The organism is Pseudomonas sp. PDM10 (genome assembly GCF_014852295.1).
Taxonomy (GTDB): domain Bacteria; phylum Pseudomonadota; class Gammaproteobacteria; order Pseudomonadales; family Pseudomonadaceae; genus Aquipseudomonas.
The window spans coordinates 141655-154977 of record NZ_JACVBJ010000005.1; the positions used below are offsets into that span (position 1 = coordinate 141655).

The window sequence follows — 13323 nt, forward strand, 5'->3', positions numbered from 1 at the left end:
AGACGGTGTTTCAGGAAAAGACTTCAGCATCCTTGAAGAACGCAGCGGCTTGATCTTTGCCGGACAGTTGTGGCGCTTCGTCCAGTTGCCAATCAATGGCCAGGTCCGGGTCGTCCCAGCGAATGCTGCGCTCGGCGGACGGGGTGTAGTAGTCGGTGGTTTTGTAGAGGAATTCGGCGAACTCGCTCAGCACCACGAAACCGTGGGCGAAACCCTCCGGGACCCAGAGTTGGCGATGGTTCTCGGCGGACAGACGCACAGCCACCCATTTACCGAAATGGGGCGAGCTGCGGCGAATGTCCACGGCCACGTCGAGTACTTCACCGGAGGTGACCCGAACCAGTTTGCCCTGAGTGTTTTCCAGTTGGTAATGCAGGCCGCGCAGTACGCCTTTTTGTGAACGGGAATGGTTGTCCTGGACGAAATTCGTCTCCAGGCCAGTCGCTTCTTTGAAAGCCTTGGCATTGAAGCTTTCATAGAAGAAACCGCGCTCGTCACCAAATACCCTGGGTTCGATGATCAGAACACCGGGCAGGTCGGTGGTGACTACTTTCATGGCTTTCTCCAGCAATAGGCATTGATGGGCGACATTCTTGCGCAAAGTGGCGGCTGGCGCGAGTGGAGTGATTTTTTTCTGATCAGTTAACTGATTTGTCGAGCCTCAGGAGGGAGGCTGGCAGGCGAAGGGGTTGCGTATCACCCAAAGCGGTGGCGATATAAGCGCCTAATAAAATTTCAGGGGTCGTTGTATGCCACTCGCCACGTTGATTCATCGCGCCAGTTTGCCCAGCCCGAAAGTGTCTGCGGAGCAAGCGCTTGAGCTGTTGAAGGGACATTACGGCCTGAGTGGAAGGTTGCAGGCCCTCGGCAGCCAGCAGGATATTAACTATCGGGTCGACAGCGACCAGGGGCGTTTTGTCCTGAAAATCTGCCGTGGTGATTACTCGGCGCAGGAGTTGCACGCCCAGCACGCCGGACTCAAGCATTTGGGTGAACACCCTGATGTGCATGTGCCGCGAGTGATTGCCGCCAAAAACGGTGCAGACCTTCTCTCCCTGGAAGTCGGCGGCCAACCGGTGCATGTGCGCCTGCTCGATTACATCGAAGGCCAGTCGCTCACACACCTGGAGCATCTGCCCGGTTCAGTGGTAGCCGGTTTTGGTCGACTCTGCGGTGAAATGGACCTGGCGCTGGCCGGTTTCGACCATCCGGGCCTCGAGCGCACGCTTCAATGGGACGCCCGCCACGCCAACGCGTTGATCGCGCATTTGCTGCCGGTCATCACTGACGAACAGCAACGCCGGCTGATCGCTGATGCGGCTGAACAGGCCGAGCGTCATTTGCAGCCGCTTGTGGATAAGCTGCCGGTGCAGGCCATTCACATGGACATCACTGACGACAACGTGGTGTGGCAGCGAGATTCGCAACGTCAGTGGCAATTGCAGGGGGTGATTGATTTCGGCGACCTGGTTCGTACCTGGCGCATCACTGATCTGTCGGTGACCTGCGCGGCGCTGCTGCACCACGCTGATGGCGATCCGTTCTACATTTTGCCGGCGGTTCGGGCCTATCACGCGGTCAATCCGCTCACGCATGAAGAGCTACTGGCGCTCTGGCCGCTGATCGTCGCCCGTGCGGCGGTGTTGGTGCTCAGCGGCGAACAGCAGGTCAGCATCGATCCGGGCAACGAATACAGCCGCGACAACCTCACCCACGAGTGGGAGATTTTCCGCGTCGCTACATCGGTGCCGTTGGCGTTGATGGAAGCCGCGATCCTGACCGCCGTCGGCCAGAAACTGCCGGGCATCGGCAGCGAAGGCTTTGCGCCGCTGCTGCCGAGCCTGGTGGGGCGTGAGTTTGCTTTGATCGATTTGGGCGTGCTCAGTCCGCATTTCGAGGCCGGCAATTGGGAGCAGGAGGGGATCGATCAGCGGCTGCTGACCGAAGCTGCCGCGGCTCACGGTTTGGCGGCCAGTCGTTATGGGCAATATCGCTTGTCCCGCACCCGCCCGGACAGCGCCAGCGAACCCGACACCTGCCCATTGCACGTCGAATTGCGAGTGCCCCACGGCACGGCGGTCGAATCACCGTTTGCCGGTGTGGTGCATCAGCCGGCGGCGGGTGTGCTGCAACTGGACGGCCCGCAACTGAGCGTGCGCCTGTGGGGTGTGACGCCGTCGCTGCACACGGGCGCAGCGCTGGTCAAAGGCCAGGTGCTGGGTTCCGTCAGCGGGCCGTTGATCGTGCAGTTGTGCCGTGGCGCTTCGTTCACGGCGCCGTTGTTTTGCACGCCGTCTCGCGCGTCTGCCTGGCAAGCGTTGTGCCCATCACCGGCGGTGCTGCTGGGACTGGCCTGTGACGCCGAAGAGGAACTCGATTCGCAGACGTTGCTGGCGCGCCGTGATGCCAGTTTCGCCCGTACCCAGAAGCACTATTACGTCGACCCGCCGCGCATCGAACGCGGCTGGCGCAATCACTTGATCGACATGCAAGGCCGTTCCTACCTCGACATGCTCAACAACGTCGCGGTGCTTGGCCACGGTCATCCGCGCATGGCTGCTGTCGCCAGTCGTCAGTGGTCGCTGCTCAATACCAACTCGCGTTTTAACTACGCGGCGGTTGCTGAATTCTCCGAACGTTTGCTGAAACTGTCGCCGGACTCCATGGACCGGGTGTTTCTGGTCAACAGTGGCAGCGAGGCCAATGACTTGGCAATCCGCCTGGCATGGGCCTACAGCGGTGGTCGCGACATGCTCAGCGTGCTCGAGGCCTATCACGGCTGGACAGTGGGCGCGGACGCGGTCTCGACCTCGATCGCCGACAACCCGAAGGCTTTGAGCAGCCGTCCAGACTGGGTGCATCCGGTCACCGCGCCGAACACCTATCGCGGCGAATTCCGTGGCCCGGATAGCGCCCCGGACTACGTGCGCAGCGTCGAACACAACCTGGCGAAAATTGCCGAGCAGAAGCGTCAGCTGGCCGGTTTCATCTGCGAACCGGTGTACGGCAATGCCGGCGGTATCTCGCTGCCGCCGGGGTATTTGCAACAGGTTTATGCGCTGGTTCGTGCCCAGGGCGGCGTTTGTATCGCCGATGAAGTGCAGGTCGGTTATGGCCGCATGGGCAACTTTTTCTGGGGATTCGAAGAGCAAGGCGTGGTGCCGGACATCATCACCATGGCCAAAGGCATGGGCAATGGCCAGCCGTTGGGCGCGGTGATCACCCGTCGGGAAATCGCCGAAGCGCTGGAGGCTGAGGGTTACTTCTTCTCGTCGGCCGGCGGCAGCCCGGTCAGTTGCCAGATCGGCATGGCCGTGCTGGATGTGATGGAGGAAGAAAGGCTCTGGGAAAACGCTCAGGTCGTGGGCGGGTATTTCAAGGAACGGCTTGAAGCGCTGATCGATATTCATCCGTTGGTGGGCGCGGTGCATGGTTCCGGCTTCTATCTGGGCGTCGAGTTGATCCGCAATCGCGAAACCCTGGAACCGGCAACCGAAGAAACCTCGGCGCTGTGTGATCGATTGCGCGAGCTGGGGATCTTCATGCAGCCGACGGGTGATTTCCTGAACGTCCTCAAGATCAAACCGCCGATGGTGACCTCGCGTCAGAGCGTGGATTTCTTCGTGGACATGCTGTCGAAAGTTCTCGCAGAGGGTCTGTAAACACACATCCCTGTGGGAGTGAGCCTGCTCGCGATTGGGCAGGATCAGTCGACATCCAAGTTGAATGTTCGACTGCAATCGCGAGCAGGCTCACTCCCACATTGGTACGGTGTTAATTCGATAGATATCGGCTTTTTAGCAAAAAAACATGACAAAATGTTTGCTTGTGACTTCTAAAGCCGATTTTTATCGGCTATAAAGTCACCGCTGCCCCGGTGTGGCCTCACCACGCCCGGTGCTTCCCATTTCTGTCATTGGTCGATGCCACGCTCGACCCTCAAGCAATTGCCCCGGAGATGATTCATGAGCCGTATCGTTACCGTCGCCGCCACCCAGATGGCCTGTTCCTGGGACCTTGAAGCCAACATCGAGACCGCTGAGCGGCTGGTCCGTGAGGCCGCGGCGCAAGGCGCGCAGATCATCCTGATCCAGGAACTGTTCGAGGCTCCGTACTTTTGCCAGAAGCCGAACCCGGATTACCTGCAACTGGCCACGACCGTTGAAGACAACGTCGCCATCAAGCACTTCCAGAAAGTCGCCAAGGAGCTGCAAGTGGTTCTGCCGATCAGCTTCTACGAACTGGCGGGCCGCGCGCGTTTCAACAGCATCGCGATCATCGATGCCGACGGCAGCAACCTCGGGATTTATCGTAAAAGCCATATCCCGGACGGCCCTGGCTACCATGAAAAGTACTACTTCAATCCGGGCGACACCGGCTTTAAAGTCTGGAACACCCGTTACGCGAAAATCGGCGTGGGCATCTGCTGGGACCAGTGGTTCCCGGAATGCGCCCGCAGCATGGCGTTGCTCGGCGCGGAAATTCTGTTCTACCCGACCGCGATCGGCAGCGAGCCACACGACAAGACTATTTCGTCCCGTGATCACTGGCAGCGCGTGCAACAAGGCCATGCCGGCGCCAACCTGATGCCGCTGATCGCCAGCAACCGCATCGGCAACGAAGAGCAGGACGGCTACGACATTACGTTCTACGGCTCGTCGTTCATCGCCAACCAGTTCGGCGAGAAGGTTCAAGAGCTCAACGAAACCGAAGAAGGCGTACTGGTTCAGAGCTTCGATCTGGACGAACTGGAACACATCCGCAGCGCCTGGGGCTCTTTCCGTGATCGTCGCCCGAACCTGTATGGCACACTGAAAACCCTCGACGGTTCCCTGGAGTCCTGATTGTCATGACCACTTTGCACAGCACGCCTCGCGCCGACGGCTTTTACATGCCCGCCGAATGGGCGCCGCAAACCCAGACCTGGATGATCTGGCCCGAGCGCCCGGACAACTGGCGTCTGGGTGGCAAACCGGCGCAAGCCGCGCACGTCGCGGTAGCCAAAGCCATTGCGCGTTTCGAACCGGTGACCGTGGCGGTTTCCGCCGGCCAATACGAAAACGCCCGCGCCCGTCTGGACGTGCCGAATATTCGTGTGGTGGAAATGTCCAGCGACGACGCCTGGGTTCGCGACACGGGGCCGACGTTTGTCATCAATAACGGCGGCGAAGTCCGTGGTGTGAACTGGGACTTCAACGCGTGGGGCGGTTTCGACGGGGGGCTGTACTCGCCGTGGAATCGCGATTCCCAGGTCGGCGGCAAAATCCTCGAGATCGAGCGCAGCCAGCGCTACCGCACCGAGGGCTTTGTGCTTGAAGGCGGTTCGATTCACGTCGATGGCGAAGGCACACTGATCACTACCGAAGAATGCCTGCTCAACCGCAATCGCAATCCGCACATGAACCGTGCAGAGATCGAAGCGGTGCTCAGCGCGAATCTGGCTGTGGATAAAATCATCTGGCTGCCGGACGGTTTGTTCAACGACGAAACCGACGGCCATGTGGATAACTTCTGCTGCTACGTGCGTCCGGGCGAAGTGTTGCTGGCCTGGACCGATGACCCGCAGGACCCGAACTACCCGCGCTGCCAGGCGGCAATGAAAGTGCTGGAAAGCAGCACCGACGCCAAGGGGCGCCCATTCACGGTGCACAAGATGCCGATTCCGGGGCCGCTGTATGCGACCGAAGAAGAGTGCGCGGGGGTTGATCCGGTGGACGGGACTCAGGAACGTAATCCGACGGTGCGTCTGGCCGGTTCCTACGTGAACTTTCTGATCGTGAACGGCGGCATCATCGCGCCGAGCTTTGACGACCCGTTGGATGGCCCGGCAAAAGAGATGTTGCAGGCACTGTTCCCGCAGCACGAAGTGGTGATGGTGCCCGGCCGCGAACTGTTACTGGGAGGCGGTAACATCCACTGCCTTACCCAACAACAGCCAGCCCCCCACAAAGAGTGAGTGCGGTTGTAACAGCTTGAGTTGATTGCAAAATAGTCCAGGCAAACGTTTTCGCTCACGGTTTAGCACAAAGCCCGCAGCCCTACAGGACTGCGGGCTTTTTTGTATCCGCTTGTCGACAGTTGCGAAACTTTGGCACAGCTCTTGTATCGCTCAGGGTGTAACAGGGAGGGGGAGAACTGCGATGTTCTGTCATAAACCTTGGATAAGTTAGCCGCTCACAATCCAGGAGAGAGCGCGGAAATGAACGCCGAAATGAATGTGGTGAGCGAGCGGGCGTTGCATCCCCTGGCAGTAAACAGCGAATCGCTCCAGGTCCTGGCGCACTGGTTGAAGTCCAATGGAACGCGTCAGATCAGAGAACCTGATCCGCGCCGGACGATGATCGAACGCTACCCCGCTGGTTTATTCAGCGAAGCGGAGCTGGAAGCGTTGTGGGATGTGATGGAAGGATAAGAAGAAAAAACAAAGGATTGGTAAAAGCGCTGCCGGGATGGCGGCGCTTTTTTTATGGGCGAAAGTTTTTTGTCCGTTGATGATCGTTCCCACGCTCCGCGTGGGAATGCAGCCCGGGACGCTCCGCGTCCCAAGAGCGGACGCAGAGCGTCCGGTGAGGCATTCCCACACCAGAGCGTGGGAACGATCAAGTCGTGGGGGTGGCAGTGTTTTTAGAGCCTGTATGTCCCGGTCACGACCAGGCTACGCGGTTCACCCGGCTGAATCTGCGCTGCACTGGTGGCCGACGAGTAATAGGTCTTGTCGCTGATGTTGTTCAGCGCCGCGCGTAAATCCTGCTGCAACGACTCGGCGGGTTCATTCGACCGATTCATGAAACAGACTGAAAGCCATTCCAGCGTTTTTCAGAAACGGGCGGAGGACTAATCTGCCGGCATCTCGTTTTCCTACGCTTTTGCCGGAGTCTTCCCATGATCCTTCACTACATTTACGACCCGTTATGCGGCTGGTGCTATGGCGCAAAACCGCTGGTGCAAGCCGCTCAGGCTGTGTTGCCCGTGATCGCCCATGGCGGCGGCATGATGACCGGCGCCAACCGCCAGACCGTTTCACCAAAACTGCGCAACTACGTGATGCCCCACGACCGACGTATTGCCGAGTACACCGGCCAGCCGTTCGGCGAGGCGTATTTCGAAGGATTGCTGCGCGATGAGACAGCGGTGTTCGATTCCGCACCGCCGATTGCCGCCGTGCTGGCAGCCGAGCAGGTCGCCGGCCGAGGACTGGAGTTGCTGGGGCGTTTGCAGAGTGCTCACTACGAGGAAGGTCGACGCATTGCCGATGAAGCGGTGTTGTCAGAACTCGCGAAAGACATCGGACTGGAACCTCAAGCGTTCCAGGCTGCTTTCAAGGAAGCTGAAACCGATCGCCACATCAAGGACAGTCGAGCGTTGCTGGCCGAGGTCGGCGGTCAGGGTTTCCCGACCTTTGCCCTGGAACGCAACGGCCAATTTACCCTGATCGATATCGGCCCGTGGCTCGGCAAGCCGCAAGCCTTCGCGGCATGGCTGAGTCAGTCGCTGCCCGCACAAGGGTCATCATCGGCGCTTCAAGCCTGTGGCCTCGACGGCTGCGCCCATTGACGCGCGACAAGTGTTTTCTTAGACGTTTTTCGCCTATTCACAGACGATTCATGAAATTGACACATCGTTAAGGGCGCGGCTAGGATTCGCCCCACGCCTGTGGCCAACCGCCACGACTCATAAAAATAACAAAAAGGCCCGCCACGATTTCTTCGTGCGCGGGCCTTTTTGTTTGGGGTGAAAAAAGAGCGCGATAGCGCCGTTTCAGCCGTTCGACACAGCGCGTATCAACCGATCATAAGGAAAAGAACAAAATGTTGAACAAGCGAATCAGCCTGATCGCTCTGGGGATGTTGAGTGCTACACAGGTCATGGCTAACGACCAGGCCGAATCCAAGGGTTTTGTTGAAGACAGCAGCCTCAAAGTGCTGCTGCGCAATGCCTACATCAATCGCGACAAAAAAGACGGCAACGACGACCAGCGTGAATGGGGTCAGGCTGCCATCGGCACCTACACCTCGGGCTTCACCCAAGGTACCGTCGGCGTAGGCGTTGATGCCTTCGGTCTGTACGCCTTGCGTCTGGACCGTGGTAGCCACAGCGGCGGCCAAGGCATCGACTTCTTCAAGGAAGGCGACAGCGGTAACCCGGCCGGCGACCTGGCCAAAGCCGGTGGCGCGGTAAAATTCCGCGTATCCAGCACTGTCCTGACCTACGGCGACCAGATGCCAGTGCTGCCGGTGTTGAGCTATGACAACGGGCGTCTGCTGCCGGAAAGCTACACCGGCACGCTGATCACCTCCAAAGAGATCAAAGGCCTGGAGCTGAACGCCGGTCGCTTCACCGCCGAATCGCGTAAAAGTGCTGAAGGCCATGACAGCGGTGGCCTGAAGTCGATCAACGTTTTGGGCGGCAGTTACCAGTTCACCGAACAGTTCAAGGCTGCGCTGTACGCCTCCGACGTCGAAGACGTGTTGAAGAAGCAATACGTGAACGCCAACTACGTGTTCCCGATCGACAAGGATCAGTCCCTGACCCTGGACTTCAACGGCTACCGCACCAAGCTGGACGATTCCTACGTTCGCGAAAGCGGTGCCACTGGCGACGACAACAAAATCTGGAGCCTGGCCGCCACCTTCGCCACCGGCGCGCACTCGTTCACGCTCGCCCACCAGCGCAGCACCGGCGACAGCAACCTGGGCTATGCCTACGGCGGCTACCAGAAGGATCAAGGTCGCGTCGGCGACGGCGGCAACACCATCTACCTGGCGAACTCCTACTGGTCCGACTTCAACGCCGAAGACGAACGCAGCTGGCAGCTGGGCTACGGCCTGGACTTCAGCACCTTCGGTGTTCCAGGCCTGAGCTACAACTTCGCCTACGTGCGCGGCGACAACATCACCACCTCCACCAGCGAAGGCGGCACCGAGCGCGAAATCTTCAACCAGTTCAAATACGTCGTGCAAAGCGGCCCGGCCAAAGACCTGAGCGTGAAACTGCGCAGCTCGATCCTGCGTGTCTCGCAGAAATCGAGTGAGTACAACTCCAGCGGTAATGAAGTGCGTGTGTTCGTGGATTACCCGATCAACATTTTCTGATGATCGGTTGCGCTATCGAGGCCTGATGCAAGGCTGAGAAAGGAGAAGCCCCGACTGGTTCGGGGCTTTTTTTTGGGCGCGATTTAGAGCTCAACGCGCTCAGCTATTTCCTGCGTTGAACCAGGACGGTTCTCGAGTAGGAAAGGGATCAGGCTGATATTCATTGCGTGCTCAAACGGTTGAAATACTGAGTGAGGAATCCAGCTGATTTTGGTTACTACCATGGGCATATTGTTGAAAACTACAGTGCGTTGCCGCATAGATGAGGATTTGAAGGCGCGGGCTACTGAGGTCTTGGGTACTTGCGGCTTGAGCATCAGTGATGCCATGCGTCTTTTTCTTCGTCAGGTTGTGGCAACTCAGGGCCTCCCGTTTGAGGTACGCGCCCTCTCGGAGAAGACGGCCCGCGCCATGATGGAAGCACGAGATATTCGCCAGCGGTTCGACTCGATAGACGACATGCTGAGGGACGCTGATGGCGAAACCGGAAAAAAAAGCAAAGGAGAGCTGAGTTGCCCAAACAGTACGCAAAAACATCAGCCCGGACGCCGTGGCATGATCGAAATCCTTCAGATTCTTGATGATTTATGAGCACACGCGCTCCGATCTGATCACATTTGTTGATCTCGGAAGTCATTCTGAGCTGTTCAAGTAACGCCTCTCACTACAAGCCCTGACTGGTTCGGGGCTTTTTTGTGGGCGCAGAATGGCTCTGGCATGCGCCTCCGGGCGATTCGAGCTGCCCGTCATTGCTTAGATTTTTCATCGCAAATGATCGAAACGATCATTTGAATGATTGTTTTGCGCAAATTAAACCGAGGGCTTAAGATAAATTTGACTGAAACAATCACTAAATGATCGGTTCAGTCAGTTTCGAGGTGATGCACGTCTACCCACAATTATAAAAGGAGACCCTCGTGGCCCAATTTCCTATCAAACGCACTATTGAGCGCATTCCGGGCGGCATGATGATCGTGCCCCTGCTGATTGGCTCGCTGGTGGCGACCTTCCTGCCCGACACGCCCAAGTTTTTCGGCTCATTCACCAATGCACTGTTCACCGGGGCGCTACCGATCCTCGCGGTGTTCTACGTCTGCATGGGCGCGAGTATCAATATCAAAGCCACGCCTTACTTGCTCAAGAAGGGCGGCACGTTGCTCGCGACCAAAGTCGGCATCGCCGTCCTCATTGGTATTGTGCTGGGGCACTTCCTGGGCGAGCAGCCGATTTCCTCGGGACTCTTCGCCGGCATTTCCACGCTGGCAGTGGTCGCTGCGATGAACGACACCAACGGCGGCTTATATATGGCGCTGATGGGGCAGTACGGTCGCTCCGAAGACGTCGGCGCCTACTCGGTCATGTCGCTGGAGTCCGGTCCTTTTCTGACGATGGTCACGCTGGGCATCGCCGGCCTGTCGGCATTCCCCTGGCCGACGCTGGTGGGCAGCATCCTGCCACTGGCGCTCGGCATGCTGCTGGGCAATCTCGACCGTGACATGCGCGATTTTCTGGCCAAGGCTGTCCCGGTGATGATCCCGTTCTTCGCCCTGGCACTCGGCGCCAGCCTGGACTTGCATAACGTCTGGCAGGCCGGATTGCTGGGTCTCTGCATGGGTGTTGCGGTTGTGGTGCTGACCGGTATTCCGCTGTTCTTCGCTGACCGTTTGACCGGTGGCACTGGCGTCGCGGGTGTCGCCGCGGCCACGACCGCCGGGAATGCCGCCGCCGTCCCTGCGTTAATCGCAGCGGCCAATCCGGTGTACGCGGAGGCGGCCAAGAGCGCGACCATTCTGGTGGCCGCCTGCGTCGTGGTCACCGCGATCCTCGCGCCGCTGCTCACCGCCGCCGTCGCCAAGCGTGTGCAGCAGCGCAGCCCCAACGTCGTTCCCGAGGCGGAGATTGAACCTCAAAAGCTGGAGGCCTTGCGATGAGGATGCTGATCATCGCTGACGATCTGTCGGGCGCGGCAGATTGCGCCATCGGCTTTGCGAGTGCGGGAATGCAAACGGTCGTCACGCTCGACCCCTTGAATGACAAGGCTGACGCTCAAGTGATTGCCGCCGATACGGACACTCGGCGCCTCTCACCGGCGCAGGCTGCCGAGCGCACCGTCGCCGCGTTCAAGGCACTGCATCAGCCCGGGCAGCGGCTGTACAAGAAAATCGATTCGACCTTGCGCGGCAACTGGGCGGCTGAAGTCGCTGCTCTGCAGCCGTTTGCGGGGCTGGCGATTGTGGCCCCGGCGTTTCCCGCTACAGGTCGTACGTTGCGCGGCGGTCGGGTGTTCGTGAATGGCCAGCCGCTGGAAACCACCGATACCTGGAAACTGGAAAACGCCGACCGTCCAGCCGATGTCGAAGCGATGCTTGTCACCGCAGGCCTGAGCACCGCGAAGCTTGACCTCGACACCTTGCGCGGCAACGAAGACGCACTCGCGCAGCACATTACCGAGGTCGCCCGCAGCGGCACGCAGGCGCTGATCGTCGATGCGCAAACTGAAGACGACTTGCTAACCCTCGCTCGCCTGACCGCGTCGATGGACCAGCCGCTGTTCTGGATCGGTTCGGGTGGCCTTGCTCGGGAAGTAGCCAGCCTTCCCGATTTCTGCGAAACACGCTTCGCAGCCATCGAATCCGACGCCATCGAAAAAAGTCAGGCGCCGATTCTGATACTCGTCGGCAGCCTCTCCGGCGTCTGCGAGCGGCAATGCGCACTGCTCAAGGAACGTGGTGGCGTCAGCGAATTGGTTGTCCCGCCCGAGGTTCTTCGCCAAGGCACAACCCACGGCGATTGGGCGATCTGGCAGGCGCGCATCGGCGAGCAGCTGGACGGCTGGAGTGACCTGCTGCTGCGCATCGGTCGCGATGAGGCGTTCGATCCCCAGGAGGGCGCGCAACTCTCGACGATGCTGGCCGTGCTGGTAGAACCGCACTTCGCCAAGGTCGGTGGCCTGATCGCCACGGGCGGTGAGACGGCGCGGGCCATATTGACCACTGTCGGGATCGACAGCCTGCAATTGCTGACGGAAATCGAAGCCGGCGTCGCCTACGCGCGACCGACCGTTTCCCGGCAGGGCCATCGTCCCGCAATTGTTACCAAGGCGGGCGCGTTCGGCAGCGATCACGCGTTGTACGCGGCATGGCAACACCTGAGCGACAGCGCCGATCACTCCTCGCCCAAACGCACACGAATCCAAGGACTCGAATGAACACTATGAGCAATTACCTCCCGATCATCGGCATCACCATGGGCGACGCCACGGGCGTCGGTCCGGAAATCATCGTCAAGAGCCTGACGCATGACGTCGTCTATCAACAATGCCGACCGCTGGTGATCGGCGATGCCCGTCGTCTTGAGCAGGCCAATGTCATCGTCGGCGGCAGCGCCAAAGTGCGCCGTATCGAGGACGCCTCCCAAGCGTTGTACGAGGCCGGCACCATCGACTGCATCGACCTCAATCTGATTCCCGACGACCTGCCGTTTGGCGAGTTGTCGCCCATCGCCGGTGACGCGGCCTATCAATACATCGCCCGTGCCGTGCAACTCGCCGAGGCCGATCAGATCGACGCGATCTGCACCGCGCCGCTGAACAAGGAAGCGCTGCACGCCGGCGGCCACAAGTACCCCGGCCACACCGAAATGCTCGCGCACCTGACCAATGTCGACGAAGTTTCCATGATGCTGGTGGCGCCGCAACTGCGGGTGATTCACGTCACGACCCACATCGGCATCATCGACGCGATCCGCAAGATCGAGCCGGGCCTGGTCCAGCGCACGATCGAGCGCGGCAACGCGACGCTGATCAAGGCCGGCATCGTCAAGCCGCGTATCGGCGTGTGCGGAATCAACCCGCATGCCGGCGAAAACGGTCTGTTCGGCTACGGCGAAGAGGAAGAAAAAATCATTCCTGCGGTGAAGCTGTTGCAGGAGCGCGGCCTCGACGTGACGGGCCCGTTGCCCGCCGACACGCTGTTCTTCCGCGCCGGACGCGGCGACTTCGATCTGGTGGTGGCGATGTATCACGACCAGGGTCACGGCCCGGTCAAAGTGCTGGGACTTGAAGCGGGCGTGAACGTGACCGTCGGCCTAGACGTGATCCGCACCTCGGTCGACCACGGCACTGCCTTCGATATCGCGGGCAAGGGCATCGCCGATGAACGCAGCCTGCTCGAAGCGCTGCGCCAGGGTGCGGAGCTTGCCACGCGACGGGGATGAGCTGCACGGGCGCGGT

The 13323-nt window shown here is 59.7% G+C and carries 12 protein-coding genes; 10 read left to right on the forward strand and 2 right to left on the reverse strand.

Annotation, left to right across the window (positions count from 1 at the left end; all coding sequences use genetic code 11):
• Positions 1 to 10: 10 nt before the first annotated feature.
• A complete protein-coding gene (gene rfbC, locus IB252_RS18360; protein WP_192409830.1) occupies positions 11 to 556 on the reverse strand; it encodes a dTDP-4-dehydrorhamnose 3,5-epimerase in 546 nt (181 codons plus the stop codon).
• Between the two features lie 193 nt (positions 557 to 749).
• On the opposite strand from rfbC, the gene IB252_RS18365 reads away from it, so the two are divergent.
• The 4 genes from IB252_RS18365 to IB252_RS18380 all read left to right on the forward strand — a co-directional run bounded on the left by IB252_RS18365 (position 750) and on the right by IB252_RS18380 (position 6412).
• Positions 750 to 3662, forward strand: coding sequence for an aminotransferase (locus IB252_RS18365; protein ID WP_192409831.1), 2913 nt, complete (start codon positions 750 to 752; stop codon positions 3660 to 3662).
• Positions 3663 to 3965: 303 nt separating this feature from the next.
• On the forward strand, positions 3966 to 4844 hold the full coding sequence (aguB, locus tag IB252_RS18370) for an N-carbamoylputrescine amidase (protein ID WP_008149347.1): 879 nt from the start codon (positions 3966 to 3968) through the stop codon (positions 4842 to 4844).
• A gap of 5 nt (positions 4845 to 4849) precedes the next feature.
• A complete protein-coding gene (gene aguA / locus IB252_RS18375; protein WP_192409832.1) occupies positions 4850 to 5956 on the forward strand; it encodes an agmatine deiminase in 1107 nt (368 codons plus the stop codon).
• Positions 5957 to 6199: 243 nt separating this feature from the next.
• On the forward strand, positions 6200 to 6412 hold the full coding sequence (locus tag IB252_RS18380) for a hypothetical protein (RefSeq protein ID WP_046052216.1): 213 nt from the start codon (positions 6200 to 6202) through the stop codon (positions 6410 to 6412).
• 212 nt (positions 6413 to 6624) lie between these two features.
• Here the strand turns inward: IB252_RS18380 and IB252_RS18385 are convergent, their stop codons facing one another.
• Positions 6625 to 6786 (reverse strand): hypothetical protein, encoded by a 162-nt coding sequence (locus tag IB252_RS18385; protein WP_218281363.1) that lies wholly within the window; start codon positions 6784 to 6786, stop codon positions 6625 to 6627.
• A gap of 96 nt (positions 6787 to 6882) precedes the next feature.
• Here IB252_RS18385 and IB252_RS18390 point away from each other — a divergent pair, with 96 nt between their 5' ends.
• The 6 genes from IB252_RS18390 (at position 6883) to pdxA (ending at position 13307) form a co-directional block, all read left to right on the forward strand.
• The gene (locus IB252_RS18390) at positions 6883 to 7554 is read left to right on the forward strand and encodes a DsbA family protein (protein ID WP_192409833.1); all 672 of its coding nucleotides are present in this window, start codon (positions 6883 to 6885) and stop codon (positions 7552 to 7554) included.
• A gap of 254 nt (positions 7555 to 7808) precedes the next feature.
• Positions 7809 to 9092, forward strand: a complete 1284-nt coding sequence (locus IB252_RS18395) for an OprD family porin (protein WP_008149359.1) — start codon at positions 7809 to 7811, stop codon at positions 9090 to 9092.
• Positions 9093 to 9314: 222 nt separating this feature from the next.
• Positions 9315 to 9683 carry a type II toxin-antitoxin system RelB/DinJ family antitoxin gene (locus IB252_RS18400; RefSeq protein ID WP_192409834.1) on the forward strand — a complete coding sequence of 123 codons (369 nt, stop codon included), beginning with the start codon at positions 9315 to 9317 and terminating at the stop codon, positions 9681 to 9683.
• Positions 9684 to 10009: 326 nt separating this feature from the next.
• Entirely contained in the window at positions 10010 to 11023 is a 1014-nt protein-coding gene (locus IB252_RS18405; RefSeq protein ID WP_192409835.1) for a 2-keto-3-deoxygluconate permease, read from the forward strand.
• Positions 11020 to 12300, forward strand: coding sequence for a four-carbon acid sugar kinase family protein (locus IB252_RS18410; protein ID WP_192409836.1), 1281 nt, complete (start codon positions 11020 to 11022; stop codon positions 12298 to 12300). Before IB252_RS18405 ends, IB252_RS18410 begins: the two co-directional genes overlap by 4 nt.
• A 5-nt stretch (positions 12301 to 12305) precedes the next feature.
• Positions 12306 to 13307: a 4-hydroxythreonine-4-phosphate dehydrogenase PdxA gene (gene pdxA / locus IB252_RS18415; protein WP_192409837.1), complete on the forward strand. Its 1002-nt coding sequence runs from the start codon at positions 12306 to 12308 to the stop codon at positions 13305 to 13307.
• Positions 13308 to 13323 lie beyond the last annotated feature (16 nt).